The organism is Nocardioides proteolyticus, from assembly GCF_051280635.3.
Taxonomy (GTDB): domain Bacteria; phylum Actinomycetota; class Actinomycetes; order Propionibacteriales; family Nocardioidaceae; genus Nocardioides.
Window position 1 is genome coordinate 18,451 of sequence record NZ_JBNBPO030000013.1, and the last position, 24,633, is coordinate 43,083.

The following is a 24,633-nucleotide window of genomic DNA, read 5'->3' on the forward strand; positions in this document are numbered from 1 at the left end:
AGACAGCTTCGAGAGAGGCAGAGGTGAGCACCGCATGAGCCCCGGAACGAGCACCATGGAGCAGCAACCCGGCACCGGCACGGCGCAGGTCGAGCTGGAGATCAGCGGGATGACCTGCGCCTCCTGCGCCAACCGGATCGAGCGCAAGCTCAACAAGCTCGACGGCGTCACCGCGACCGTGAACTACGCCACCGAGAAGGCGAAGGTGCAGTTCCCGGTCGAGGTGTCCCCCGAGGACCTGGTGCGCACCGTCGAGCAGGCCGGCTACGGCGCGGCACTCCCGCGGCCCGCCGGCGATGAGCCGGCCGACCGCGAGGCGGCGTACGACGACCCGACCCGCCGGCTGCGCGAGCGGCTGCTGATCTCGGCGGCGCTCACCGTGCCGGTCATCGCGCTGGCGATGGTGCCGGCCTGGCAGTTCGAGTTCTGGCAGTGGCTGTCGTTCACCCTCGCCGCGCCGGTCGTCGCGTGGGGGGCCTGGCCCTTCCACAAGGCGGCGTGGACCAACCTGCGCCACGGCACGACGACCATGGACACGCTCGTCTCGATGGGCACCCTCGCCGCCTTCGGCTGGTCCGTCTACGCGCTGTTCTGGGGCACCGCCGGGACACCCGGGATGACCCACCCCTTCGAGCTCGCCATCGAACGCACCGACGGCTCCGGCAACATCTATCTCGAGGCGGCGGCCGGCGTCACCACGTTCATCCTCGCCGGACGCTACTTCGAGGCACGGTCGAAGCGGCGCGCCGGCGCCGCGCTCCGCGCGCTGCTGGAGCTCGGCGCCAAGGAGGTCGCCGTGCTCCGGGAGACACCGGGCGGCACGGTGGAGGAGCGGATCCCGACCGAGCAGCTCACGGTGGGCACGCGGTTCGTCGTACGCCCAGGGGAGAAGGTGGCCACCGACGGCGTGGTCGAGGAGGGCACCTCCGCGGTCGACGCCTCGATGCTCACCGGCGAGTCGGTGCCGGTCGAGGTGGCGCCCGGCGACACCGTCGTGGGGGCCACCGTGAACGCCGGCGGGCGGCTCGTCGTCCGGGCCACCCGGGTCGGCAGCGACACCCAGCTGGCGCAGATGGCGCGGCTGGTCGAGGACGCCCAGAACGGCAAGGCGCAGGTCCAGCGACTGGCCGACCGGATCTCGGGCATCTTCGTCCCGATCGTGATCGGTCTCGCCGTCGCGACCCTCGGGTTCTGGGTCGGCGCCGACGCCGGCCTGGCGACGGCCTTCACCGCCGCGGTCTCGGTCCTGATCATCGCCTGCCCGTGCGCACTGGGGCTGGCGACGCCCACCGCGTTGATGGTGGGCACCGGCCGCGGAGCCCAGCTGGGCATCCTGATCAAGGGCCCGGAGGTGCTGGAGTCGACCCGCGAGATCGACACGGTCGTGCTCGACAAGACCGGCACGGTCACCACCGGCCAGATGACCCTGCGCGACGTCGTCGCCGCCGACGGCGAGGACCGCGACGAGGTGCTCCGGCTGGCCGGCGCGGTCGAGGACGCCTCCGAGCACCCGATTGCGCAGGCGATCGCCACCGGCGCCCGCGACCGGCTCGGCGCGCTGCCGCCGGTCGAGGACTTCGCCAACCTGGAGGGGCTCGGCGTCCAGGGCGTCGTCGCCGGCGACGGAGCCGGCGACGGGGCTGGGAACGGCGCCACCAGCCACGCCGTGCTGGTCGGGCGGCCACGGTTGCTGGAGGAGTGGTCGCAGCCGCTCCCGACGGAGCTGGTGGAGGCGATGGCCTCCGCGCAGCGGTCGGGCGGCACGGCGGTGGCCGTCGGCTGGGACGGCAGGGCCCGGGGCGTGGTCGTCGTGGCCGACGCGGTCAAGCCGACCTCCCGGGAGGCGATCGACCGGCTCCGCGGACTCGGGCTGCGCCCCGTGCTGCTCACCGGCGACAACGACGCGGTGGCCCGCGCCGTCGCGGACGAGGTCGGGATCCCCGCCGACTCGGTGATCGCCGACGTGCTGCCCGCCGACAAGGTCGACGTGGTGAAGCGACTGCAGGGCGACGGCAGGGTCGTCGCCATGGTGGGCGACGGCGTCAACGACGCGGCCGCGCTCGCCCAGGCCGACCTCGGCCTGGCGATGGGCACCGGCACCGACGTGGCGATCGAGGCCAGCGACCTCACCCTGGTGCGGGGCGACCTGAGGGTCGCGGCCGACGCGATCCGGCTGTCCCGGCGGACCCTGGCCACGATCAAGGGCAACCTCTTCTGGGCCTTCGCCTACAACGTCGCCGCCCTGCCGCTCGCCGCCGCCGGCCTGCTCAACCCGATGCTGGCCGGAGCCGCGATGGCCTTCTCGTCGGTGTTCGTGGTGAGCAACAGCCTGCGGCTGAGGCGGTTCCACGCCCAGGGCTGAGCCCGCCACCGCGCAGCGCCCCGGTGCCCGCTGGGCACCGGGGCGCTGTGCGTTGCGCGGTCGGCCGGCTCAGACGGTGTGACTGCCGGCGGCGGGGGTCGTGTGGGTGCCGCCCTGATGGCCGCGCGCCTCGTCGGCGTCGTCGTCGAAGTACTCCCGGCTGCCGAGCTTGGCGAGGCCCCGGCTGATCAGGTATCCGATCGTCAGCCAGGTGATGTAGCGCCAGGCCTCCTGCGCGCCGAAGTCGGAGCCGTCGGCGACGGCGGAGGCGATCAGGATGCCCAGGAGCACCACGAGGAAGATCGGCAGCTCGGAGGTCTTGTAGGACGCCTTGGTCTCGGTGCTGATGCGCCGAGCGGAACGGACGGGATTTCCGGAAGTGGACATGGCTACCCAGTACCCGGACGGCGACCCTGAGATACCGCTGAGAATGTCACACCGGTGGACCCGGATGAACTGGCGGAGGTTCGACCGAGCCGGGTCGGCCCGGTCAGCGACCGGGGCCGTCGCGCGGGTCCAGAGCGCGGCCGAACCCGCCGCCGACGCCGCCCCATCCGCCCCCGCGGCTGCCCCAGTGGCCGACGACGGCACCGCCCAGCAGCGATCCGAAGATGCCGCCCAGCACGAGTGCGCCCGGGTTGACCACGCCGATGGTCCCGAGCTGGCCGCCCGCTGCCCCGTGCGGGTGACCGTCCCAGGCCACGACCTCGCCCTCGGCGATGGCCAGCGCCAGCTCGGCGTGCTCCTCCGCCTCGTCGAGCAGTCGTACGGCGACGGCCGGGTCGTCGCCGACGCGCTCCAGCGCCGTGCGGAGCAGCCGGTCGGCCTCCGCGATGTGCGTGCGGGCCTCCGGGCCGATCGCGCCCCGCCGGCTCTGCACCAGAGCATCCACCTCCTCGACGAACGACCCGACCTGGGCGATGCGCTCGTCGAGCAGCTCCAGGTGGCGGGCCCGGTCGCGTCCGGACCGGCGGTAGCGCTCCAGCGCCGCGTCGAGCTCCTGCTCGGCGCGCACGAGACGGCGCAGCGCACCGAGCGGGTCACGCTGGTCACGCGCCTCCCGGGCCGCCTCGATCGCCGCCTGGGCCTCGGCCGCCGCGGTCCGGGTGCGCTCGTCACCGGCCCCGAGGCGTCGTACGTCGGCCAGGTCGTCGGTGAGCGAGGCGACCGCGCGGTCGATGCGGTCGGGGGCGGAGGCGAGCTCCTCGCGGACCCGGGTGACCGCGTCGAGCAGGATCTCGGCCTGGCCGACGGCCTCCTCGGCAGCGCGGAACGGCGCCACCGCGGCCGACCGGTCGCCGCTCGACACGCGGCCGTGGGCGGTGGACATGAACCCGTCGGCCGAGGCGAGCAGGTGCCGGGCCTGCTCCACGTTGCCACGCACCGTCCCGAGCGCCGACGGGCCGTGGTCCTCGGCGATGGCGGCCAGCTCCCGCTCCGCTGTCGGAAGCCGGGAACGCACGCCCTCCGCACGTCGGCGCAGGTCCTCAAGCAGCCACGGCACCGTGGCCTCCAGGCTCCGGAGGCGCTCGAGCTCGCCCTCGCGGGCGGCGAGCGCACGGTCGGCGTCGGCGACGACGTCCAGGATCTCCTCCAGGCGCGCCCGCCAGCGGGTCAGGTCGAGGACGCCGGCGGCGGACTCGGCGTGCACCGTGCGCAGCAGGTGGAACGCGTCACGCGCCCGGGACCGGGCGTGGTCCAGGGTCTCTTGGAAGGGGCGGACGGCCTCCGGGTCGAGCTGCTGCTGGGCGTGGGCGAGCTCCTCGGCCGAGGAGCGGATGGCGTCGTCGAGGTCGACCAGCGCGGCCTCCACCCGCCGTTGCAGCTCCTCGTCGGCGGCGGCGGGCCGAGCCGGCTGGCGGGGAGGGGCTCCTCCGAAGGAGGGGACGGCCACCGTGGTGACGGCGAACCGGCGGCGCCGCGTGGCGGCGAGGAGCACCACGAGGCCGAGCGGGATGAACAGGCAGCACAGGAGGCCGCTGCCGCTCGCGACCACTCCCCCACCGCCGTCCCGCTGGGCGAGGGTGTCGGCGGCCGCGGCCGGCGCCGTACCGATCCAGAGGAGGGAGAGCAGCGCGACGACTGCTCCAGCGACGCGCACGGGTCCGCGCGACCGCTGGTACCGCGGTCCGATCATGGTGCCTCCACGGGACGACGTGCACCGCGGTGCCTGGCACCCCGGTGGTACCCCTGGCGGGCGCGCCGATCCGGTGACGGACTTTCAGTGGTGCGAGACGTCGCTGACACCGCGGGGCGCCTCGGCCCCACAGCATCCGTCGACGCAGTCGCCGACGGCATCCGGCGGGAGCGGTTCCCGTGGATCGTCGGCCTGAGCAGCGACCACGGGACCGCAGCCGCACGCGTCGCCGCGCCACGCCTCCCGGCCCTCCTTGACGGCCACGGCGGCGATCACCAGGCCGGCGACCGGGTCGGCCCAGGACCAGCCGAGGCCGGCGTTCAGCAGCAGGCCGGCGAGGAGCACCGCGGAGAGGTAGGTGCACAGCAGCGTCTGGGTGGAGTCCGCGACGACCGCGTTGGAGCCGAGCGCGCGGCCGGTGCGGCGCTGGGCCCACGACAGGAACGGCATCACGGCCAGCGAAGCGACGGCGAGGCCGATCCCGACCGGGGACGACTCGGGCTGGTGGCCGCTCGCGAGGGCGCGGATGGACTCGAAGGTGACGTAGCCGGCCAGCGCGAAGAACGAGGCGGCCATCAGGCGCAGCGCCTGCCGCTCCCGGGACGCGGGCAGGCGGTGCCGGAACTGCCAGAGGATGATCAGGCCGCTGGACACCTCGACCACCGAGTCGAGCCCGAACCCGACCAGCGCCACCGACCCCGCCACCAGCCCGGCGGCGATCGCCACCACCGCCTCGATTCCGTTGTAGGCCACCGAGGCACCGGCAAGCAGCTGGGCCCGCCGTCCCAGCCGGCTCCGCTCGGCCTCGCTGAGGTCGGTTGCAGCGTGCACGTGGGCCGCCATCACACCTCCTCGGCCGCGTCGGCGGGGCCCGACGCGGCGCCGTACGTGGGGCACAGCACGACCGCGTCACCGGTCACCGCGAGCAGTCGTTCGGCAGCGGCGAGGACGTCGATCACCGCGTCGTGGTGCGCGAGCGCGAAGACCGACGCCCGCCCCACCGGACGCGACGTCACCAGCCCACAGTCCCGGAGACACGCGAGGTGCTTCGACACCGTGCTCTGCGCCAGCCCCAGGTGGGCGGTCAGGTCGACCACCCGGTGCTCACCGAGCGCGAGGTGGCGCAGGATCGCCAGGCGGGACGGGTCGGAGAGCCCGTGGAAAAGGCAGGAGGCAGCCTCGAGCGCCACCGTCTCGTCGATCGACGGCCCGCTCTCGGCCCGCATTTTCATCGCCATGCCGCGATGATATCGACACGGGGTAGCCGATGTCGACCGCCGCCATCCCGCCCGTCTCGACCCGGCATACTGAGGACCGGCCACGGACCGTGCACGGTCCCGGGACAGGAGAGGTCGCTCTCGCCGGGACCGATCGCCCGACCGCTGCCCGGGCCCCTAGCTCAATTGGCAGAGCTGAGGACTTTTAATCCTTAGGTTGTGGGTTCGAGTCCCACGGGGCCTACCGCACGAGAACCCTCACCCGCGGCCGCTGCAGTCCGCGCACAGGCCGACCAGCTCGACGGTGTGGCTGACGTCGGAGAAGCCGTGGTCCTCGCCGACCGAGTGGGCCCACTTCTCCACGGCGGAGCCGGTGATCTCCACGGTGCGGCCGCACGAGCGGCAGACCAGGTGGTGGTGGTGCGACGGGCTGCAACGCCGGTACGTCGCCTCGCCGGCCGGGTTGTGGCGGACGTCCACCTCGCCCGCCTCCGCCATCGCCTGGAGGGTGCGGTAGACCGTCGCGAGACCGACCTTCTCCCCCGACTGCCGCACGCTGTCGTGGACCTCCTGGGCGCTCTGGAAGTCGGGCGCCTCGCGCAGGGCGTCGGTGATCGCCAGCCGCTGGCGCGTCGGGCGCAGCGCGGTCGGACGTTCGTCGGTGCCGGTCACCAGACCTCCGTGGAGTCGGGAATCGGTCTCAAATCTAGCGCGCGGCAAGGCACTCACCGACCTGCCCACCGTGGGGACCGCCGCCCGCCCGTGCCGACCGGTCCAGTCAACGCGGCGGCGCCGAGGGCGGACCGGGGTTACCCTGACTGGCGGGAGAGGGAGAGGGAGGACTTCGTCATGGGGAGCAATGACGAGTTCGGGCCCGACACGGAGTCGATCCGTGCCTGGCTCGCCAAGCGCGCGACGTACGCCGACGACGTCCGGATCGTCGGCACGCCCCGCGGGAGCGTGGCTGCGCCCGAGCCGCCCTCCGAGCCGTCCCCCGAGCCGTCCCCCGAGCCGCCCCCGGAGCCGTCAGCGGCGGCTCCGGCCGACCCGTCGCCTCCGGCCCCCTCCGCTCGTTCAGAGGACATGACGAGCGACCACGGCGCCGCGGCGCAGACACCCACCGCGGTGCGGCCGCGCCATGCCGCCGGTCCCCGGCACGCCGCGCCGCGTCCCGCCGCCGGTCCCGACAGCGTCGACGCAGGCCGATCGGTCCTCGCCGCCCTGGGGGTCGAGGCTCCCGCGACGCCGGCGGCCGAGCCCCCTCCCGCCGGCGCCGACGCCGCGAAGGCCGTCCTCGACGCGCTGCACGCCGACCCCGTCGCCCAACCCACCGACCGCCCCCGGCCCGCCGCCGCGCCGCGGACGGCGCCGGAGACCGCGCACAGCACGTGGCAGCCGCGACCGCGGCCCACCCCTCCCGCGGCCGCTCCGCCGGTCGCCCGGCCCGCCGACGTACCGCCCGCGACCGTGCAGGTCGGACGCTGGACCGAGCCGGTGGACAACCTCACCGCCCAGCAGGCCACCACCGACGCCGACTTCCCCCCGCGCTCGGGTGTGCGTCGCGCGCTGTCGCTGATCCTCCTGCTCGCGCTGGCCGCGACCGCCGGGGCGTCCTACCTCGCCTGGGAGGACCGGAGCGTCGCCACCATCGGCATGGCGGTCACCCTCGCGGTGCTGACCCTGGTCGTGTGGGCCGCGCGCGCCGGCTGCACCACCACGAGTCTGTCGATCCGGCGCGGACAGCTGACGGTGCGGCGCGGCGGACAGACCGATGTCGTCGACCTCGCCAGCCAGCACACCCCGATCGCGATCGTCGGTGAGCCCGGCCAACGTCGGTGGCGGGTGCTCGTCGAGCGGCACGGCCTCCCGCTGGTCGTGATCTCGCCCGGCATGGTGGATCCGCACTGGTTCACCACGGCGCTCTACCGCGTCCGCCCCGACCTGCGCCCGGCGGCGCAGCGGCCGGTGGCTGACGAGGAGACGGACGCGACCGAGAGCCAGGACGCCGACGCGGTCAGCCCAGCGCGGTGATCCAGTAGCGGAGCTTGCCGTTCCGCTGGTCCTCGAGGACGCCGCCGTTGCGCTCGATCGTCAGCCGCGACGCGGGGTTGTCGATGTCGCAGGTGACGAGCACCCGGTCGATGCCGAGCGCCGCCGCGCGCTGCACGCCGAGGCCGAGAGCAGCCTTGGCGTGACCCTGTCGGCGTGACGACGGCCGGATCGAGTAGCCGATGTGCCCGCCCTCCTCGAGCAGGAACCGGTTGAGCGTGTGGCGCAGGTGCAGGAAGCCGATCACCTCGTCGCCCTCCTCGCCTGCGCCCGCCGTGACCCAGAAGTACGACGACGGCACCCGCGTGCCGTCGAGGTCGGCCTGCGACGTGAGCTCGGTCATCAGCACGAACTCAGCGCACCCCGCCTCCGTGGGCACCGGGTCGTGGTCGAGGTTCCAGAAGCCGGAGCCGTGCAGGTCCGCCGTGCCCCCGAAGTCGTCGATCGTGGCGGCCCAGCTCTGCCACCAGCGGACGTCGGGCACCACCAGCGAGGTCATGGCGGCATCCCATCAGGCCACGGACCGCGGTCGCCACCGGGTTCTCTCCAGACCTTCTAGAACGTGTTCTACTCTGCTGCCATGAAGGCGTTCCCGCCGTTTCCACCCGACGACACCCCCGGCGAGGAGATCGAGCGCGAGGCCGCGCTGTGGCGCCCGTTCGCCCAGGCGGTCCGCGACCTGGTCGACGCGAGCGTCCGCACCGCCGTCGGCGAGGACGAGATCCGTGCCGCCCAGGCCGAGATCGAGGACGTCGTCGCGCGGCTGCGCAAGGAGCAGCTGCCTGCGACGCTCGGCGTGCTGCACCGGCCCAACGGACGGCGCCGGCCCTGGGGCAACCCGGTGATCGGCGTGCGCAACCCGATCGCCCCGCCGCTCGTCGTACGGAGCAGTCCCGAAGGGCGCGCGGAGAGCGACTTCCACTGCGGAGCGGCGTACGAGGGCCCGCCGGGACTCGTCCACGGCGGGGTCGTCTCGCTGGTGCTCGACCAGATGCTCGGCCAGGCCGTCGGCGCGGGCGGCAGGCCCGGGATGACCGGCACGCTGACCATCGTCTACCGCAGGGGCACGCCGCTCGGCGACCTGCGGGCCGAGGCCTGGATCGACCGGTACGACGAGGTGAAGACCTGGGCCAAGGGCCACCTGATCGGGCCCGACGGCGTGACCGCCGAGGCGGAGGGCGTCTTCATCCTGCCGCGGCAGGTGCGCGAGCAGCTCGCGGCGGCGCAGCGCGGCGAGGACGTGCCGCCGGTGCCGGGGCTGCGGATCTTCGAGTAGCGATCCCCGCCGGCCGGCTGGCCGGACGGCCGGCGGGTCGGCCTAGACCTTGACGCCCCGCTTGTTCTCGTCGCTGAGCCGCGCCTCCTCGATCGCCTGGGCCTCCAGCTCCTCGCGGCGCCGCTCGGCCTCGTCGTCGTGCAGCCCCGGCTCGGAGACCAGGTCGGTGGCGCCCCGCTCCAGCCGTTGCAGCGCCACCCGCGCGAAGATCTGCTGCTCGGTCGCGGTGCGCTCGGACCGGCCGGTGCCGATGAAGGAGACCGCCCACCGCAGCACCGCGGTGACCCGGTTCTTGAAGCCGGTCAGGTAGAAGAGGTGGACGACCAGCCACATCAGCCAGGCGATCACCCCGGTGAGGCGCAGCTTGCCGACCATCGCCACGGCGCGGAACCGGCTGATGATGGCCATCGAGCCCTTGTCGAAGTACTTGAACGGCGGCTGCCCGGGCTTGCCCTTGAGCCGGCCGTCGATCTCCTTGGCGGCGTACTTCGCACCCTGGATCGCGACCTGCGCGACGCCGGGGAGGTTGTCGAGCGCGATCATGTCGCCGACGACGAAGACCTCGGGGTAGCCGGGCAGCGTCAGGTCGGGGTTGACCGCGATCCGGCCCGCCCGGTCGAGCGGCGCGCCGGTCTGCTCGGAGAGGATCTTGCCGAGGGGGTTGGCCTGCACGCCGGCCGCCCACACCTTGGCGACCGCCTCGATGCGCTCCTCGCGACCGTCCTTGTACTTCACCACGAGGCCGCGCTCGTCGACCTGGGTGACCATCGCCCCGAGCATCACCTCGACGCCGAGGCCCTCGAGCTTCTCCTGGGTCCACCTCCCGAGCTTGGCGCCGAACGGCGGCAGCACCTGCGGCGCGGCGTCGACGAGGATCACCCGCGCCTGCCGGCTGCTGATCGCGCGGAAGTCACGGGTGAGGGTGCGGTGGGCGAGCTCGGCGATCTGGCCGGCCATCTCGACGCCGGTCGGCCCGGCGCCGACGACCACGAAGGTCAGCAGGTGGTCGACGTTCTCGCCGCGGGAGGCGCCGAGCTCGGCCATCTCGAACGCTCCGAAGATCCGGCCGCGCAGCTCGAGCGCGTCGTCGATGCTCTTCATGCCGGGGGCGTACTCGGCGAACTGGTCGTTGCCGAAGTAGGACTGCCCGGCCCCGGCGGCCACGAGCAGCGAGTCGTACGGCGTCACGAGCTCGCGCCCGAGCACGTGGGAGGTGACCAGGCGGCGCTCGAGGTCGATGTCGGTGACCTCACCGAGCAGCACCTGGGCGTTCTTCTGCGTCGCCAGCACCTCCCGGGTGGGCGGCGCGATCTCGCCCTCGGAGAGGATCCCGGTCGCGACCTGGTAGAGCAGCGGCTGGAAGAGGTGGTGGGTCGTCTTCGCGATCATGGTCACGTCGACGTCGGCCCTGCGGAGCGCCTTGGTGCCGAAGAGGCCGCCGAACCCGGATCCGATCACCACGACCTGGTGCCGGTCGGACCGGCGGACGAGCGCTCGGTCCGGTGTTCCGTCGCCTGCTGCCATGGCTTCCTCCTGTGAGCTTCGACGAGCTGTGGGAGAGGTGCGGTCGGCCGCGTCTCGACCTACGACCGGGGCCGGACCTCGGGGTCCGTCTGGTCCATTCTTCCGCTACCCGCCCAAGCCGCCCAACCCGGGCAGCCGTCTGGTCCGTCACAGGGCTCGCCGGGCCGGAACCGGATCCGGGTAAAAGTTCTTCGACCGAGCTGGTTTAGGGGGTCTTCGCGAGGGGTATCGCCCTCAGGATCGGACCTAGGACACCGACAAGACAAACAGACTCGGGCGCTGACACCCCGTGGAGGCCGCAGACGTGCCGCACCGGCAGACCCTGGAGCTGGGCCCCGGCCCGCGCAGCGTGCAGGACGCGCGCCGCTGGGTCGTCCGGGTGTGCCAGGCACTCGGGCGCGATGACCTCTGCGAGTGTGCCGAGCTCGCCATCTCCGAGCTGGTTACCAATGCGGTGCTCCACGGCGAGCCGCCGATCCGGATGCAGGTCCGCGGCACTCCCGAGCATCCCCGGTTCGAGGTGCACGACGCGTCCACGATCGCGCCGCAGCCGGCCACCGAGGCCGGCGGTTTCGACCTCGACGCGTTCGACCTCGACACCTTCGACACGCTGGACCCCGAGCAGCTCGCCGCGCTGACCACCGTCGGGCGCGGCCTCGACATCGTCGCCCGCGCCTCGGTGGCCTGGGGAGCCGAGATCGAGGAGGACGGCAAGGCCGTCTGGTTCGAGCCGTCCGGAGGCCTCTCCGAGTCCGCGGGGGCGCCCTACCAGCTGACGCACAGCGTGCCGCCGATGCCGGAGGAGCACACCCGGGTCGGCGAGGTCGCGGTCCAGATCAACGGCGTCCCGACGCTGGAGTTCGGCCGCTTCCAGCGGCACTACCGCGACCTGCGGCGCGAGATCCGGCTGCTCGCCCTCGCCCACCAGGACGACTACCCCCTGGCGAAGGTGCTCTCCGACCACTTCAACGCGCTCGAGCGCCCACTGCGGGCCAACATGGGCCGGGAGCAGGTCGACACCGCCCGCCGCGACGGCCAGGCCACCATCGACCTGCGCCTGCGCATGCCGCGGGAGGCGGCCCGCCAGATCGGCGGGCTGATCGACCTCCTCGACGCCGCCGACGAGTTCAGCCGTGCCCAGCGCCTGCTCACCGCGCCCCGCACGCCCGAGCAGCGGGCCTTCCAGATCTGGTTCCTGGGGGAGTTCCGGCGCCAGGCCGCCGGCGCGCCGCCGGTGCCGTGGCAGGGCGGGGCGGGCAGCGGCGCCCCTTCGAGCATCGCCACGTGAGGACGGCTCCACGGCTGTTGCTCGCCGTGGCCGCGGGGGGCAGCGTCGGTGGGCTGCTGAGGTACGCCGCCGGGCTGGCCGCGCCCGACGGTGACGGCTTTCCGTGGACCACCTTCGCGGTCAACGTCGTCGGCTCCGCACTGCTGGCCGGGCTGCTCCTGGTGCCGGCGGCCCGGCGTTCGCCGGTGTGGGCCGCGGCGCTGGGTCCCGGCCTGCTGGGCGGCTTCACCACCTTCTCCGCCACCTCCGAGCACGGACGCCACCTGCTGGCCGATGGCCGTCCCGCGCTGGCTGCCGCCTACCTGCTCGGCACGGCCGCGGCCTGCGCGCTGGCCGTGGTCGCGGTGGGGCGGATCGCGCCGGCCCTTCCCGCAGAGGACGAGCGGTGACCGCGGCGCTCGTGGCCGTCGGCACCGGATGTGGCGCGGCGCTGCGCTACCTGCTGGCGCAGCACCTCGACGGCAGGTGGCCCGGTGGGACGCTGGCCGCCAACACGATGGCGAGCCTGCTGCTCGGTGCGTGCGTCGGGTGGTCGGTCCAGGGAGCGGCCCTGGCGCTGGTGGGCGCCGGGTTCTGCGGCGGCCTGTCGACCTACTCCTCGCTCGCGGTGCAGACCCGCGACCTCGGCGCGGTGCGGGGCGCCGCCTACGCCGCGGTGACCGTCGTCGGCGGACTCGCCGCGTGCGCCGTCGGGTTCTGGCTCGCTCAGGCGTAGCCCAGCTCGTGCAGCCGTGCGTCGTCGATGCCGAAGTGGTGGGCGACCTCGTGCACCACGGTGATCCGCACCTCGCGGGCGAGGTCCTCGGCGTCCTCGCACATCGCCAGCAGCGGGCGGCGGAACAGGAAGATCCGGTCGGGCAGCTGCGGCAGCAGGGTGCCGTCGCGCTCGGTCAGCGCCACGCCGTCGTACAGCCCGAGCAGGTCGTCGGGCTCGTCCTCCGGTGGCTCGTCCTCGACCAGGACCACCACGTTGTGCACCAGCCGGGCGAGCTCCTCGGGGATCTCGTCGAGCGCCTGGTCCACGAGCGCGTCGAACTCCTCGGGACCCATCTCGACCGGCACGCCGCCATTGTGGCAGGGCGCAGGGCGCAGGCAGGGAGGGCGCAGGAAGGACGCAGGAGGAGGGAGAAAACGCACGACGCCCGGACCTGACGGTCCGGGCGTGCTGGCGACCCCGACGGGACTCGAACCCGCGGCCTCCGCCGTGACAGGGCGGCGCGCTAACCAACTGCGCTACGGGGCCAGGTTGCCTCGCCATGGTGACTGGCGGAGCGGTGGAACTCTAACCCATCGTCTCCTGCGCCTCCCAATCGGCGAGGGCGGCCGAGCGCCTCCGCACCCCCAACCGGATTCGAACCGGCGTACCCGCCGTGAAAGGGCGGTGTCCTGGGCCGCTAGACGATGGGGGCCCACCGCCCGGACGCGCCCCGGCGGCGTCGCCAGCATAGTCGCGGTGGCGGCGGCAGGCTCATCGGCCGGCGGACGGCGGGCGGACCGCCGGCGGACGGCCGGCTTGGTCCGACTTGGTCCGCTCTTGGTCCGCGATTCGCCTGCGGTTGACAGGAACCGTCACCAGAATGGAGCCGACACCGCCGGAGCGGTCAGCCGGCGACGTCATCCACGTATTGCCGAGCGATACGGGGCGCGGGCTCGGGCAGGCGCCGCCACAGGGGGGTTTGTGGCCGTCACGGCTGCGCGCTTCGTGGAGATGACCCCCCATGACCGACATCAGCTGTCGCACAGCATCCGACCACCCGCTCCGCCACCAAGGGCGGGCCCCGATCCGGGACCCGGCCACACCGGCGCCGTGGGCCGACGACATCCCGCGGCTCCCGACGTCGTACGTCGCCCGGCCGCACCTGACCCGGCGGCTCGCGCGGCTCGCGACGCTCACGGTGGTGGAGTCGCTGCCCGGGTTCGGGGCTCGCACCCTCCTGGCCGGCTGGACCCGCGAGGAGCGGGCGGCCGGCCGCCGGGTCGCCTGGCTGAGGGTGGCGGACGCACCCGGCGAGGACGAGCTGCTCGATCGCGTTCGCGACGCCCTCGGTCGCGCCGGCGCCGTCACCTCCGACCGGCGCGGCGCGGGCCACCGCGACGACCAGCGCTGGCTGCACCAGCTCGCGTCGGCCGACCAACCGGTGATCGTGGTCGTCGATGACGCCGACCGCCTGCCCCCGGCCTCCGCCGCGGCGCTCATGTCGCTGGCGCGCGTGCACACGGTGCACCTGGTCGTGCGGTGCCGGCCCGTGCACCCGTTCAAAGCGGCCGCCGGCCACGACGTGGAGTCCAACGTGGTGCATCCCGCCGATCTCGCCCTCCGGCCCGACGAGCTGCCTGCCTTCGCCGCCGCGTGGGGACACCGCCTCGACGAGGCGACGGCCGCCCGGCTCTACGACGCCGTCGGCGGCTGGGTGCTGCCCCTGCGGCTGGTGCTCGACGCGACTCCCTGCTGGGGCGACGATCTCGCGACGCACGCCGCCGACGACTTCCTGCGCCGCGAGGTGCTGCCCCAGGTCCTCGAGGACGGCCTGCTGGATGCAGCCATGCGCCTCTCGGTGCCCGCTGACCTCGACCCATTGCTCGCGCGGCGCCTGCTCGCCGCCCCCGACGACGAGGCTCCCGATGCGGTCCTGAGGCTCGAGCAGCGCGGACTCCTCTGGCCGACCGCCCGCACCGACGGCCAGCCGCGGTGGGTGCTGCCGACCCTGCTCCGTCGCACCCTGCGACGAGAGCTGGAGATCCGCGACCCCCGGACAGCGATCGCCGCCCACCGCACGGTCGCGCTGGTGCTCTCGGACCGCGCCACGCCGGCGGAGCTGGGCCGCCTCGCCCGGCACGCCCGGGCGGCCCAGGACTGGGGCCTGCTGACCGACCTCTGGCGCGAGCATGGCTGGACCCTCCTCGCCAGCGACCGCGACGCCTTCCAGGTCGCGTACGGCGGCTACGCGGCCGCCGACCTCGCGGCACTGACCGTGCCCGCGGCGCTCGCCGCCACCCTGAGCCGCACGGCACCCGGCGCGGACTGGATGACGCTGGTCGAGACGATGCTGCGCCACTACGCGCACGTCGGCGCCCGCTTCCTCAGCTCCGGCGACCCCGACCTGCCCACTGCCGACCTGGTGGACCTGCTCGTCGCCGCCGTCGTCGCCCAGCGCAACGACGGGCAGCTCGACGAGGCGGTCCTGACCGCGGGGCGACTCGAGGCGCTCACCAGCCGGCGACCGGTCGACGCCCCCGTGCCCGCCGACCAGGCCGCGTGGACCCACTTCCAGTGCGCGACGACCTACCTCCTCGCCGGCAGGCCGGGCGACGCCCATCGGATGGCCGTCGCGGCGTACGAGGCGGCACCCCGCTCACCCGTCGGCACCGGCACCGCCGGACTCCTGGCCGCTCTCAGCGCGTCCGGCGGGCACCGCCCCGAGGCCGAGCGGTGGCTCGAGGTGCACGGCCGGGCCGACCTGTCGGCGTACTGGGCCGCGCCGCTGGCCAAGCTGCCCGCACGGGCTGCGCGGGCGATGATCGCGATGGACGAGCTCGACGAGGCCACCGCCTCCGAGGAGCTCGCCGGCACCTCGCTCAGCTCCGACTACAACGGCATGTGGCCGGTGCTGCTGCTGGCCTGGGTGCGCCACGCCGTGCTGTTCGGCGAGCCGGTGACGATGCTGGCCCGGATCGACCACCTCGCGGACGTCCACTCGCGTCGCATCGGTGCGGCCGACGGCCTGGGCCGCCAGCTCCACGACCGCTGCCAGGCCGACCTCCTGCTGTCGCTCGGCGAGGTCGACCGGGCACGAGGGCTGCTCGACCGTGGTGTCCAGCTCATCCCGTGGCTGTTCGCCCCGGCAGCGCGGTTCCACCTGATCACCGGCGACCCGGCCCGAGCGGTCCGGGTGGCGCGGTCCGGGGTCTGGAACGACGCCGTCCCGGCGCGGGACCGGTTCGAGCTGCACATGATCTGCGCGCTGGCGCTCCACGCCCAGCGCAACCTCCCCGCGGCCACCGAGGAGTTCCGCCGCGCGCACGCGCTCGGGACACACACCGGCGGGCTCGAGCCCTACCTGCTGCTCGGGCCCGAACGGCTCGACGAGCTCCTCACGGCCAGCGGGCTCGACCTCCCGGCCGACGTACGGCGAAGGCTCGCCGGCCAGCGCCGGCCGTACCCCGAGTCGGTGTCGCTGGTCCGGCTGACGCCCCGGGAGCTGGTGGTGCTGCGGGAGATGGACCGCCACGCCACGGCCGCGGGCATCGCCCGGGCACAGAGCGTCTCGGTCAACACGGTCAAGAAGCAGATGGTGTCGGTCTACGCCAAGCTGGGCGTGCACGACCGCGCTGCGGCCCTGCTGCGTGCGCGGCGGCTCGGCCTGCTGCAGAGCAGGCCGCCCGGCTCGGGCTGACGGGGCGGCTGGTGGGTCCCGCATTCGGCGGCACCCCCTCCCTCCGGTAAGGTGTGGCCCTGCTCGGGCAGGTAGCTCAGTTGGTACGAGCGTCCGCCTGAAAAGTGGAAGGTCGGCGGTTCGACCCCGCCCCTGCCCACCGAGTGAGCGAAGGGCCCTGCCGGAGACGGTGGGGCCCTTCGTGTCTCTCGCGTGCGGACCGTCCTCCGGTCCCGGGTGCGTTCCCGTCGTTCGGGGTACCGCGACCGGCGAGACAGGAGGCGGGATGCGACCCAGATGGCAGGCGGGACCGGCCGAGCTGGTGCTGGTCCGGCACGGGGAGAGCATGGGCAACCGGGCCGACCACGAGGCGCGGCAGGCCGGTGCCGAGGAGCTCGACCTCAACGCGCGCGACGCGGACGTCGAGCTCTCCGACACCGGGCGGGAGCAGGCCCGTGCCCTGCGCGACTGGCTCGACGAGCGACCGGAGGAGGAGCGACCCACCGTGGTCATCTCCTCGCCCTATCGCCGCGCCGCGGGGACCGCGGCGCTCGCGGTGGAGGGCCTCGGCGTGGAGATCAGCCACGACGAGCGGCTCCGCGAGCGCGACCTCGGGGTCCTCGACGGGCTCACCGGCGCCGGCATCCGCGCTCGGCACCCGGAGGAGGCATCCCGGCGTGAGCGGCTCGGGAAGTTCTACTACCAGCCGCCCAGTGGCGAGAGCTGGGCCGACGTGGCCCAGCGGGTCCGCGGCCTGCTCACCGACCTCCGCTTCGGGTACGACGGCGAGCGGGTCTGGCTCTTCACCCACCAGGCGGTGATCATGACCTTCCGCTACGTCCTCGAGGCGATCGCCGAGCCGGAGCTGCTCGAGCTCGACCGCGAGGTCAAGATCCCCAACGCCTCGATGACCCGCTATCGCCGGGCCGGCGATCTCCTCGAGCTCGACTCGTTCGCCGACACCAGCGCCGTCGGCAGCGGGACCGAGGCCGACATGACGCGCGAGGAGCCTCAGCCGGGGCGTGACGACCGTGCCGGCTGAGACACCGCGGGTGGTGACCCCGACGGTGCTGCGCGACTGGGCGCTGCCCGAGCCGGGCGCCGACAAGGATGCGAGTGGACGCCTGCTCGTGCTGGGCGGGTCGACCCGGTCACCCGGCGCCGTACGCCTCTCGGCCGAAGGCGCGCTGCGGGCCGGAGCCGGGAAGGTGGCGGTCGCGACCGTGGACAGCGTCTTCGCGGGTCTGGGATCGGTCCTGCCGGAGGCGGCGCTGGTCCCGTTGGCGGCCGACGCCTCCGGCTCCATCGGGCTCGACCAGGCGGCGACCGTCGTGGAGCAGGTGGAGCAGGTCGACGTGCTGCTGGCGGGGCCCGGCCTGGTCGACGTCGAGCACGCCGTCGAGCTCCTCGACCGCGTGCTTCCGTCGACGACCCCGACGCTGGTGCTCGACGCACTCGGCTCGGCCTACCTCACCGAGCGGCCGCAGGGGCTCCACCACCTGGAGGGGCGCGCCGTGGTCACCGTCAACCCCTCGGAGCTCGCCCGCACCGCCCACGTCGCGGACGACGAGGTGGCCGCCGATCCGCTGGCCGTCGCCGCGCGCGTGGCGGAGCGGAGCCGGGTGGTGGTCGTGTGTGGCGGCACCAGCAAGCAGGTCGTGACGCCGGAGGGCCGGGCCTGGCTGCTGGAGGGTGGCGGTCCGGGGCTGGCGTCGTCAGGCTCCGGCGACGTGCAGGCCGGCATCGTGGCCGGCCTGCTCGCCCGGGGCGCAGGACCTGCCCAGGCGGCGGTGTGGGCGGCCTACGTCCACGCCCGCTGCGGCGAACGGCTGGCCGCGTCGGTCGGCACCGTCGGCTACCTCGCGAGGGAGCTGCCGGCGGAGGTGCCGGTCGTGCTCTCCGAGCTGGGCTGATCCGCAGGGGAGGGAGATGCCCGAGGGACACACGATCCACCGGCTCGCCCGCGACCTCGCCGAGCTGCGCGGCACCGCCCTGCGCGTCTCCTCCCCGCAGGGGCGGTTCGCGCTCCAGGCGGCCACCGTCGACGGCGCCGTGCTGGACCGCACCGACGCCTACGGCAAGCACCTGCTGCTGATGACCGACGGCGCCGGCACGATCCACGTCCATCTCGGCATGCGTGGCATCTTCCTGCGGTACGACGATCCCGCCGCTCGTCCACGGAAGCAGGTCCGGCTGCGGCTCGCCACCGACGTGGTCGCCTGGGACCTGATCGCGCCCAGCACCTGCGAGCTGCTCGACGACGACGGTGTGCGGCGGGTGGTGGCCGGGCTCGGCCCCGACCCGCTGCGGGCCGACGCGGACGTCGCCGCCGCCCTGGCCGCGCTCTCCGCCGACCGCCGTCCGATCGGTGCGGCCCTGCTCGACCAGGGCGTCCTGGCAGGCGTCGGCAACGTCTTCCGCAACGAGGCACTGCACGCCGTGGGGATCCATCCCGCGCGTTCCAGCCGGTCCCTGTCCCCGGTGGAGCTCGACACGCTGTGGGACATGTTGGTCGCGATGATGTCCCGCGCGGTCGAGGATGGCCGGATCGTCACCGTCGACGTCCCGGACCGGCTCGCCGTGCCCGAGGCCGGCGCACGGAGGGTCTACCAGCAGCAGCGCTGCCGGGACTGCGGGGCAGCCGTCGTGGTCGGCACGGTCGGGGGACGGACGTCGTACCACTGTCCGGTGGAGCAGCCCGCTTGACCCTCCCCCGCACGCTGGTGGGGTGCAGACGTTCCTGCCCCACCCGTCGTTCGAGCGCTCTGCACGCGCTCTGGACGCCAAGCGCCTCGGCAAGCAGCGGGTCGAGACGATCCAGGTGGTGCGGGCGCTGACCAGGCCGGGCTACGGCTGGGCCAACCACCCGGCCGTGCTGATGTGGAAGGGCTACGAGGAGGCGCTCGGACGCTACGGCTTCACCTGCTGCGAGGTCTGGACCGAGCTCGGGTTCGGCGACACCTGCGCCCTCACCATCGCCACCGACCTCCGCGAGGCCGGCGTCGCCACGGTCCGCTCCGAGCAGCAGCTCGCGGCCGCCGGCGCCCTGCCGCCGTGGCTGGGCGACGAGGCGCTGCACCGCAGCCACCAGTCCGCGCTCGTCCGCAAGGACCCGGCCCACTACGCGCCACTCTTCCCCGGCGTCCCGGACGACCTGCCCTACGTGTGGCCGGTCCGCTCCGCGGCGGCGGTCGCAGCCGAGCAGCGGCGTGCCGACAACGAGGTACGCCGGCGTGAGCGCGCCCTCGCCCGGCGGATCGAGGAGGCGGAGCGGCTGCACCGCAGGCGCAGCCGGGCGGCGCGGAAGGCCTGGCAGACGCGGCGGCGCAACGCCGCCCGCCGCGCGCAGGACGAGGCACCCGAGCAGGGCTGAGCTCCACCGGTTCCTGCCTCCCCGGCCGGCGTCGAACGACGGTGAGCCGGACCCAGGCCCGGGTCCGGCTCACCGCCCGCCACGGCGGCTCAGGTCGTACGACGCCTGCGCGACCGCGCGATCATGGTGCCGCCGCCGAGTGGCAGGGCTCGGGTGCGGCCGACCGAAACGACCCGACAGCGTTGGATGCTGCGCCGTACGTTCGCAGCGCTCGACAGCCGTCCGGAACGCCGCGTGAGCCATTTGGTCCCGACTTGGTCCCCGGTTGGTCCGCGGCCCGGCCGGTTGAGATCCACCGCGCGCGCCCGGGTCCGGCGGCCGCGCCGGGGAGTGCGCACCGCGCCCGCTGGCCCTAGCGCGCCCGGCGAGGCATGATCGGTACCGACCTCGGACGCTCGAGATGCGCCGACCACCCCAACGAGGACCTACCGGTCCACGGGAGAAGGCATGCAGACCTCGACGATCAGCGACCGACTCAACGTGCACGTGGCAGGCCCGGAGGGCGGTCGGCCCGTCGTCTTCGCGCACGGCTTCGGCTGTGACCAGACCATGTGGCGCCACGTCGCGCCTCACTTCACCGACCGCTACCGCACCGTCCTGTTCGACTACGTCGGCGCGGGCGGGTCGGACCTGTCGGCGTGGGACCCCGACCGCTACTCGACCCTCGACGGCTATGCCGGCGACCTCGTGGCGCTGCTCGACGAGCTCGACCTGCGCGACGCGGTGATCGTCGGGCACTCGGTGTCCGCGATGATCGGCGCGATGGCTCAGGTCGCGGCTCCCGACCGGGTCACTGGCCTGGTCCTCGTCGCTCCCTCGCCGCGGTACCTGAACGACGGTGACTACGTCGGCGGATTCACCCCGGAGCAGGTCGACGGCCTGCTCGCGGCGGTGGCCAAGGACTTCACCGGCTGGTCGCAGGCCATGGCACCGGTGATCGTAGGCAACCCCGACCGGCCCGCGCTCGGCGAGGAGCTGACCGCCGTGTTCTGCCGGATGGACCCCGCGATGGCACTCGCCTTCGCGAGGGCCACCTTCCTGAGCGACACCCGTGACCTCCTGCCGCGGATCGACGTGCCGACGCTGGTGCTCCAGTGTCGGGACGACGCGATCGCTCCCGAGTCCGTCGGGCGGCACGTCGCTGCGCGGATCCGCGAGGCGCGACTGGTCCTGATGCAGGCCGCCGGTCACTGCCCCAACCTGAGCGCGCCCCTGGAGACGACGACCGAGATCGAGGCCTTCCTCGCCCGGCTCTGACGGCTCCGGCACCGGTTCCGCCGACTGTCACAGATCGCAGGCGGCCGACGTCTCCATGCTCGACCGGGCCCGGACCTCGGGCCCCGCGAGATGGAGGCGACGATGACGACACAGAGCCGGTTCCGCGTGCCGAAGGGCGAGCTCGGCGGTCTGCAGGGGCGGCTGGTGGCCGCCTACGCGCGACGGACCTGGGGCGACGTACCCGACAACGCCTACGTGCTGTGGCACAACAAGAAGGTGTTCCGGGCGGTCATGGCCGCGGAGTCGAAGGCCGCCCGGTGCGACGCCCTCGACCCCGACCTCAAGTCGTACGCGCTGATGGCGAGCGCCGCGGTGATCGGCTGCAGCTGGTGCCTGGACTTCGGCTACTACCTCGCCCACAACGACGGGCTGGACGTCGCCAAGGTGCGGCAGGTGCCGGTGTGGCGGGAGTCCACGGTGTTCACCGACCTCGAGCGGGACGTGATGGCCTACGCCGAGGCGATGACCGTGACGCCGCCGGCGACCGACGACCGGATGGTGCAGGCGCTCGTCGACCGGCTCGGGGTCGAGGCGGTCGTGGAGCTGACCTACTTCGTGGCCCTCGAGAACCAGCGCAGCCGGCTCAACAGCGCGATGGGGCTGGCGACGCAGGGGTTCGCCGAGCGGTGCGAGCTGGCACCCTTGGCCACGTGAGCGAGCACGCCGACGACCACGCGGACGAGCCCGGGCCCGGGCTGCGGGACGCCTTCGCCGAGCACCGCAACCTGCTCTTCACCGTGGCCTACGAGATGCTCGGCTCCGCCCACGACGCCGAGGACGTCCTCCAGGAGGCGTGGCTGCGCTGGGACGGCGTGGCGGGGGACGCCGCGAAGGCCGCGGCCGTCCGGGACCCGCGGGCCTACCTGGTGCGGATCACCACCAACCTCGCCCTCGACCGGCTGCGCAGCATCCAGCGGCGCAAGGAGACCTACGTCGGCCCGTGGCTGCCGGAGCCGCTGCTGACCGCGCCCGACGTCGCCCAGGACGTGGAGCTGGCGGACTCGGTGTCGATGGCGATGATGCTCGTCCTCGACACGCTGCGGCCCACGGAGCGGGCCGTCTTCCTCCTCCGCGAGGTCTTCGGGTTCGGGTACGACGACATCGCGGCGTCGGTGGGCAAGTCCGAGGCCGCCGTACGGCAGATCCTCAGCCGGGCCCGGAGCCACGTCCAGGCGCGGCGGCCGAGGCGGACCGTCGAGGCGGACGCCGAGCAGGTCCTGCAGCGGTTCCTGGCTGCCGCGCAGGGCGGCGACATCCAGCAGCTGATGGACGTGCTGGCGCCCGACGTGGTCCTGCTCTCCGACGGCGGCGGGGTCAAGCAGGCCGCGCTGCGGCCGATCACCGGCCGCGACAAGGTGCTGCGCTGGATGTTCGGCGTGATGACCAAGCAGGCCGAGACCGTGATGACCCTCGACGTCGCCGAGGTCAACGGCGCACCCGGCGTGCTGATCCTCGCCGGCGGCGAGCTGGACGTCGTGGCCAGCGTCCGGGTCGACGACGGCCTGGTGACCGAGATCTACTTCGTCCGCAACCCGGCGAAGCTGGCGCACCTCGAAGGCGATCCGGTGAGCCTCGAGCGCTGAGCCGGTCCCCCGGGTCGGCGCGCGCGTTGGGCCGGTCCGGCATCCTCGGGGCATGATCACCTCCCCCCGGTGGGCATGGCTCGTCGCGCTCGGACCGCTGGTGGCCGCGGTCGTGGCGATCCTGGCGCTCGGCGAGGCCGAGCGGACGCCACAGCCCACCGACTCGCTGCCGGACGGCGCGGACAGCACGGCCGGCGTGGTGATGCAGGAGCGGCTTCCGGAGTCCGGGGAGAGCACGACGGTGGTCGTCTACGCCCGCACCGACGGCGGGACGATCACCGACCTGCTGCCCCGGCTGGAGCGGCACGCGACCCAGCTCGGCGCGGTGCCGACCGGGCGCGGTGACGACGGTGCCGACGGTGCTGGCGCCGGCGAGGGTGGACGCGGGCGGCCACCGGTGCTCATGGCCGCGGAGGACGGCACCGCCGCCATCGCGGTGGTGCCGGTCGAGGGCGGCTCCGCGTCCGCGGTCGCCGACCAGGTGGCTGACCTGCGCGACCGGGTGGGCCAGGACCTGCCCGACGGCGTCGAGGCGCTGGTGACCGGGCCCGCCGGGATCCGCGCCGACCTCGCCGAGGTGTTCCAGGGTGCCGACGTCCGGCTGCTGGCGGTGACCGCGGCGGTGGTGGCCGTGCTGCTGGTCGTGACCTACCGCTCGCCCGTGCTCTGGCTGGTCCCGCTGCTGGTCGTCGGCGTCGCCGACCGCCTGGCCGCGGTGCTCGCGACCCAGGTGCTGGCGGGGCTCGGCATGGCGTGGGACGAGTCCACGGTGGGCATCCTGTCGGTGCTCGTGTTCGGCGCCGGCACCGACTACGCGTTGCTGCTGATCTCGCGCTACCGCGACGAGCTGAAGGAGCAGGAGTCGCGGCACGCCGCGATGGCCCGCGCGGTCCGCCGTACGGCGCACGCGGTGGTCGCCAGCAGCGCGACCGTCGTGGTGGGGGTGCTCACCCTGCTGCTGTCGCTGACCCCCACCACCCGTGGCCTGGGAGTGGCGTGTGCCGCGGGGATCGTGGTGGCGGCGGCGTTCGCCCTCGTCGTGCTGCCCGCGGCGCTGGTGCTCTTCGGCCGCTGGATCTTCTGGCCCCGGGTGCCCCGGACGGGCCAGGCGGCGCTGGCCGAGGGCGGGACGGTCTGGCACCGGCTCGGCCACGCGGTCGGCCGGCGCCCGGCCGCCTTCGCGGCAGGGACGGTCGTCGTGCTGGCCGCCCTCGCCAGCAACGTGCTCGCGATCGACACCGGCCTGGACGTCGACGACCAGTTCCTCGACGAGCCGGAGGCGATCGTCGGGGCGCAGCGGATCGCGGAGTCCTTCCCGGCGGGGGTCGCCTCGCCGACCCAGGTAGTGACCACCGACCCCGCGCCGGAGGTCCTGCGTGCGGTCGAGGGCGTCGAGCAGGTGAGCACGGCCCGGGTCGCCGCCGAGGGCCAGGAGGTCACCGGCATCACCGTGGTGCTGGACGCCGAGCCGGGCTCCGCCGAGGCGGCACAGGCGATCGGCGCGCTGCGCGACGCCGTCGCGCCGTACGACGCCCACGTCGTGGGCCAGGAGGCCGAGGCGATCGACGAGACCGACGCCGCGGCCCGGGACCGGACGGTCATCTTCCCCGTCATCCTGCTGCTCGTGCTCGTCGCCCTGGGCCTGCTGCTCCGCTCGGTCGTCGCGCCGGTCGTGCTGGTCGTCACCGTGGTCGCGACGTACGCCGCCAGCATGGGCGCGTCGTGGTGGGTCTTCACCGGGGTCTTCGGCTTCCAGGCGCTCGACTCGGGAGCCCCGCTGCTGGCCTTCCTGTTCCTGGTCGCGCTCGGCGTCGACTACAACATCTTCCTGCTCAGCAGGGCCGCGGAGGAGCTGCCGGTCCACGGCAACCGGGAGGGGATCCTCCGGGCGCTGGCCGCGACCGGCGGCGTGATCACCAGCGCGGGCGTGCTCCTGGCCGCCGTCTTCCTGGTCCTGGGCGTGCTGCCGCTGGTGGTGCTCGCCCAGCTCGGGGTGATCGTCTGCATCGGCGTGCTGCTCGACACGCTGGTGGTGCGCACGGTGCTGGTGCCGGCGCTCGCCATCCGGATGGGCGACCGGTTCTGGTGGCCGCGCTCGATCACGCCGGCCGGGCGGCCCGCACCCGACCCGGAGCCCACGCGGGCGGGCTGAACCGCGCTCGGGAGGCGCCGC

23 protein-coding genes and 4 tRNA genes are annotated in these 24,633 nt (G+C 74.1%); 17 read left to right on the plus strand and 10 right to left on the minus strand.

Annotated features, from left to right (window positions below; translation table 11 throughout):
* The first annotated feature begins 34 nt into the window (after nucleotides 1-34).
* On the plus strand, nucleotides 35-2,362 hold the full coding sequence (locus ACPOLA_RS09565) for a heavy metal translocating P-type ATPase (RefSeq protein ID WP_435770191.1): 2,328 nt from the start codon (nucleotides 35-37) through the stop codon (nucleotides 2,360-2,362).
* A gap of 69 nt (nucleotides 2,363-2,431) precedes the next feature.
* On the opposite strand, the gene ACPOLA_RS09570 is transcribed toward ACPOLA_RS09565, so the two are convergent.
* The 4 genes from ACPOLA_RS09570 to ACPOLA_RS09585 all read right to left on the minus strand — a co-directional run bounded on the left by ACPOLA_RS09570 (nucleotide 2,432) and on the right by ACPOLA_RS09585 (nucleotide 5,731).
* Entirely contained in the window at nucleotides 2,432-2,749 is a 318-nt protein-coding gene (locus ACPOLA_RS09570; protein ID WP_435770192.1) for a hypothetical protein, read from the minus strand.
* A gap of 103 nt (nucleotides 2,750-2,852) precedes the next feature.
* Complete coding sequence (locus ACPOLA_RS09575; RefSeq protein WP_435770193.1) at nucleotides 2,853-4,499, minus strand: hypothetical protein; 1,647 nt, start codon at nucleotides 4,497-4,499, stop codon at nucleotides 2,853-2,855.
* A gap of 84 nt (nucleotides 4,500-4,583) precedes the next feature.
* On the minus strand, nucleotides 4,584-5,342 hold the full coding sequence (locus tag ACPOLA_RS09580) for a cation efflux transmembrane domain-containing protein (protein ID WP_435770194.1): 759 nt from the start codon (nucleotides 5,340-5,342) through the stop codon (nucleotides 4,584-4,586).
* Nucleotides 5,342-5,731, minus strand: a complete 390-nt coding sequence (locus ACPOLA_RS09585; RefSeq protein ID WP_435770276.1) for an ArsR/SmtB family transcription factor — start codon at nucleotides 5,729-5,731, stop codon at nucleotides 5,342-5,344. The genes ACPOLA_RS09580 and ACPOLA_RS09585 overlap by 1 nt, the downstream gene beginning before the upstream one ends.
* A gap of 156 nt (nucleotides 5,732-5,887) precedes the next feature.
* On the opposite strand from ACPOLA_RS09585, the gene ACPOLA_RS09590 reads away from it, so the two are divergent.
* Nucleotides 5,888-5,960 (plus strand) — tRNA-Lys (locus tag ACPOLA_RS09590).
* A gap of 14 nt (nucleotides 5,961-5,974) precedes the next feature.
* Here the strand turns inward: ACPOLA_RS09590 and ACPOLA_RS09595 are convergent.
* Entirely contained in the window at nucleotides 5,975-6,388 is a 414-nt protein-coding gene (locus tag ACPOLA_RS09595; protein ID WP_435770195.1) for a Fur family transcriptional regulator, read from the minus strand.
* 177 nt (nucleotides 6,389-6,565) lie between these two features.
* On the opposite strand from ACPOLA_RS09595, the gene ACPOLA_RS09600 reads away from it, so the two are divergent.
* Nucleotides 6,566-7,747: a hypothetical protein gene (locus ACPOLA_RS09600; protein WP_435770196.1), complete on the plus strand. Its 1,182-nt coding sequence runs from the start codon at nucleotides 6,566-6,568 to the stop codon at nucleotides 7,745-7,747.
* On the opposite strand, the gene ACPOLA_RS09605 is transcribed toward ACPOLA_RS09600, so the two are convergent.
* The gene (locus ACPOLA_RS09605; protein ID WP_435770197.1) at nucleotides 7,731-8,264 is read right to left on the minus strand and encodes a GNAT family N-acetyltransferase; all 534 of its coding nucleotides are present in this window, start codon (nucleotides 8,262-8,264) and stop codon (nucleotides 7,731-7,733) included. The genes ACPOLA_RS09600 and ACPOLA_RS09605 overlap by 17 nt on opposite strands.
* An 81-nt stretch (nucleotides 8,265-8,345) precedes the next feature.
* Between ACPOLA_RS09605 and ACPOLA_RS09610 the strand changes: the two genes are divergently transcribed.
* Entirely contained in the window at nucleotides 8,346-9,041 is a 696-nt protein-coding gene (locus tag ACPOLA_RS09610) for a PaaI family thioesterase (protein WP_435770198.1), read from the plus strand.
* Nucleotides 9,042-9,083: 42 nt separating this feature from the next.
* On the opposite strand, the gene ACPOLA_RS09615 is transcribed toward ACPOLA_RS09610, so the two are convergent.
* Nucleotides 9,084-10,565 (minus strand): NAD(P)/FAD-dependent oxidoreductase, encoded by a 1,482-nt coding sequence (locus ACPOLA_RS09615; RefSeq protein WP_435770199.1) that lies wholly within the window; start codon nucleotides 10,563-10,565, stop codon nucleotides 9,084-9,086.
* A 304-nt stretch (nucleotides 10,566-10,869) separates the two neighbouring features.
* On the opposite strand from ACPOLA_RS09615, the gene ACPOLA_RS09620 reads away from it, so the two are divergent.
* The 3 genes from ACPOLA_RS09620 to ACPOLA_RS09630 are packed head-to-tail and all read left to right on the plus strand — an operon-like array spanning nucleotide 10,870 to nucleotide 12,568.
* Nucleotides 10,870-11,853, plus strand: a complete 984-nt coding sequence (locus ACPOLA_RS09620; RefSeq protein ID WP_435770200.1) for an ATP-binding protein — start codon at nucleotides 10,870-10,872, stop codon at nucleotides 11,851-11,853.
* Nucleotides 11,850-12,242 carry a fluoride efflux transporter FluC gene (locus ACPOLA_RS09625; RefSeq protein ID WP_435770201.1) on the plus strand — a complete coding sequence of 131 codons (393 nt, stop codon included), beginning with the start codon at nucleotides 11,850-11,852 and terminating at the stop codon, nucleotides 12,240-12,242. Before ACPOLA_RS09620 ends, ACPOLA_RS09625 begins: the two co-directional genes overlap by 4 nt.
* Nucleotides 12,239-12,568, plus strand: coding sequence for a fluoride efflux transporter FluC (locus tag ACPOLA_RS09630; RefSeq protein WP_435770202.1), 330 nt, complete (start codon nucleotides 12,239-12,241; stop codon nucleotides 12,566-12,568). The genes ACPOLA_RS09625 and ACPOLA_RS09630 overlap by 4 nt, the downstream gene beginning before the upstream one ends.
* Here the strand turns inward: ACPOLA_RS09630 and ACPOLA_RS09635 are convergent.
* From ACPOLA_RS09635 to ACPOLA_RS09645, 3 genes are all read right to left on the minus strand, one after another.
* Nucleotides 12,559-12,915: a metallopeptidase family protein gene (locus ACPOLA_RS09635; RefSeq protein ID WP_435770203.1), complete on the minus strand. Its 357-nt coding sequence runs from the start codon at nucleotides 12,913-12,915 to the stop codon at nucleotides 12,559-12,561. The genes ACPOLA_RS09630 and ACPOLA_RS09635 overlap by 10 nt on opposite strands.
* A gap of 104 nt (nucleotides 12,916-13,019) precedes the next feature.
* A tRNA-Asp gene (locus ACPOLA_RS09640) sits at nucleotides 13,020-13,096 on the minus strand.
* A 93-nt stretch (nucleotides 13,097-13,189) separates the two neighbouring features.
* Nucleotides 13,190-13,262: transfer RNA gene (locus ACPOLA_RS09645), tRNA-Glu, on the minus strand.
* A gap of 309 nt (nucleotides 13,263-13,571) precedes the next feature.
* Between ACPOLA_RS09645 and ACPOLA_RS09650 the strand changes: the two genes are divergently transcribed.
* From ACPOLA_RS09650 to ACPOLA_RS09695, 10 genes are all read left to right on the plus strand, one after another.
* Entirely contained in the window at nucleotides 13,572-16,247 is a 2,676-nt protein-coding gene (locus ACPOLA_RS09650) for a LuxR C-terminal-related transcriptional regulator (protein WP_435770204.1), read from the plus strand.
* A gap of 65 nt (nucleotides 16,248-16,312) precedes the next feature.
* A tRNA-Phe gene (locus ACPOLA_RS09655) sits at nucleotides 16,313-16,386 on the plus strand.
* 126 nt (nucleotides 16,387-16,512) lie between these two features.
* Nucleotides 16,513-17,268 (plus strand): histidine phosphatase family protein, encoded by a 756-nt coding sequence (locus ACPOLA_RS09660; RefSeq protein ID WP_435770205.1) that lies wholly within the window; start codon nucleotides 16,513-16,515, stop codon nucleotides 17,266-17,268.
* Nucleotides 17,249-18,139, plus strand: a complete 891-nt coding sequence (locus ACPOLA_RS09665; protein WP_435770206.1) for an NAD(P)H-hydrate dehydratase — start codon at nucleotides 17,249-17,251, stop codon at nucleotides 18,137-18,139. Before ACPOLA_RS09660 ends, ACPOLA_RS09665 begins: the two co-directional genes overlap by 20 nt.
* Nucleotides 18,140-18,155: 16 nt before the next feature.
* Entirely contained in the window at nucleotides 18,156-18,932 is a 777-nt protein-coding gene (locus tag ACPOLA_RS09670; RefSeq protein WP_435770207.1) for an Fpg/Nei family DNA glycosylase, read from the plus strand.
* Between the two features lie 22 nt (nucleotides 18,933-18,954).
* Complete coding sequence (locus tag ACPOLA_RS09675; RefSeq protein ID WP_435770208.1) at nucleotides 18,955-19,599, plus strand: MSMEG_6728 family protein; 645 nt, start codon at nucleotides 18,955-18,957, stop codon at nucleotides 19,597-19,599.
* Nucleotides 19,600-20,046: 447 nt separating this feature from the next.
* Nucleotides 20,047-20,856 (plus strand): alpha/beta fold hydrolase, encoded by an 810-nt coding sequence (locus ACPOLA_RS09680; RefSeq protein ID WP_435770209.1) that lies wholly within the window; start codon nucleotides 20,047-20,049, stop codon nucleotides 20,854-20,856.
* Nucleotides 20,857-20,958: 102 nt separating this feature from the next.
* A complete protein-coding gene (locus ACPOLA_RS09685; RefSeq protein WP_435770210.1) occupies nucleotides 20,959-21,531 on the plus strand; it encodes a carboxymuconolactone decarboxylase family protein in 573 nt (190 codons plus the stop codon).
* Entirely contained in the window at nucleotides 21,528-22,460 is a 933-nt protein-coding gene (locus ACPOLA_RS09690) for an RNA polymerase sigma-70 factor (RefSeq protein ID WP_435770211.1), read from the plus strand. Before ACPOLA_RS09685 ends, ACPOLA_RS09690 begins: the two co-directional genes overlap by 4 nt.
* Nucleotides 22,461-22,512: 52 nt before the next feature.
* Nucleotides 22,513-24,612: an MMPL family transporter gene (locus ACPOLA_RS09695; RefSeq protein ID WP_435770212.1), complete on the plus strand. Its 2,100-nt coding sequence runs from the start codon at nucleotides 22,513-22,515 to the stop codon at nucleotides 24,610-24,612.
* Nucleotides 24,613-24,633 lie beyond the last annotated feature (21 nt).

Excerpts from the sequence above, each read along its gene's own strand:
- ACPOLA_RS09685 (WP_435770210.1), top strand. The coding sequence starts at position 20,959 with ATGACGACACAGAGCCGGTTCCGCGTGCCGAAGGGCGAGCTCGGCGGT.
- ACPOLA_RS09605 (WP_435770197.1), bottom strand. The coding sequence starts at position 8,264 with ATGACCTCGCTGGTGGTGCCCGACGTCCGCTGGTGGCAGAGCTGGGCC.
- ACPOLA_RS09610 (WP_435770198.1), top strand. The coding sequence starts at position 8,346 with ATGAAGGCGTTCCCGCCGTTTCCACCCGACGACACCCCCGGCGAGGAG.
- ACPOLA_RS09615 (WP_435770199.1), bottom strand. The coding sequence starts at position 10,565 with ATGGCAGCAGGCGACGGAACACCGGACCGAGCGCTCGTCCGCCGGTCC.
- ACPOLA_RS09575 (WP_435770193.1), bottom strand. The coding sequence starts at position 4,499 with ATGATCGGACCGCGGTACCAGCGGTCGCGCGGACCCGTGCGCGTCGCT.
- ACPOLA_RS09650 (WP_435770204.1), top strand. The coding sequence starts at position 13,572 with ATGACCGACATCAGCTGTCGCACAGCATCCGACCACCCGCTCCGCCAC.
- ACPOLA_RS09660 (WP_435770205.1), top strand. The coding sequence starts at position 16,513 with ATGCGACCCAGATGGCAGGCGGGACCGGCCGAGCTGGTGCTGGTCCGG.
- ACPOLA_RS09600 (WP_435770196.1), top strand. The coding sequence starts at position 6,566 with ATGGGGAGCAATGACGAGTTCGGGCCCGACACGGAGTCGATCCGTGCC.
- ACPOLA_RS09695 (WP_435770212.1), top strand. The coding sequence starts at position 22,513 with ATGATCACCTCCCCCCGGTGGGCATGGCTCGTCGCGCTCGGACCGCTG.
- ACPOLA_RS09565 (WP_435770191.1), top strand. The coding sequence starts at position 35 with ATGAGCCCCGGAACGAGCACCATGGAGCAGCAACCCGGCACCGGCACG.
- ACPOLA_RS09680 (WP_435770209.1), top strand. The coding sequence starts at position 20,047 with ATGCAGACCTCGACGATCAGCGACCGACTCAACGTGCACGTGGCAGGC.
- ACPOLA_RS09570 (WP_435770192.1), bottom strand. The coding sequence starts at position 2,749 with ATGTCCACTTCCGGAAATCCCGTCCGTTCCGCTCGGCGCATCAGCACC.
- ACPOLA_RS09585 (WP_435770276.1), bottom strand. The coding sequence starts at position 5,731 with ATGAAAATGCGGGCCGAGAGCGGGCCGTCGATCGACGAGACGGTGGCG.
- ACPOLA_RS09580 (WP_435770194.1), bottom strand. The coding sequence starts at position 5,342 with ATGGCGGCCCACGTGCACGCTGCAACCGACCTCAGCGAGGCCGAGCGG.
- ACPOLA_RS09670 (WP_435770207.1), top strand. The coding sequence starts at position 18,156 with ATGCCCGAGGGACACACGATCCACCGGCTCGCCCGCGACCTCGCCGAG.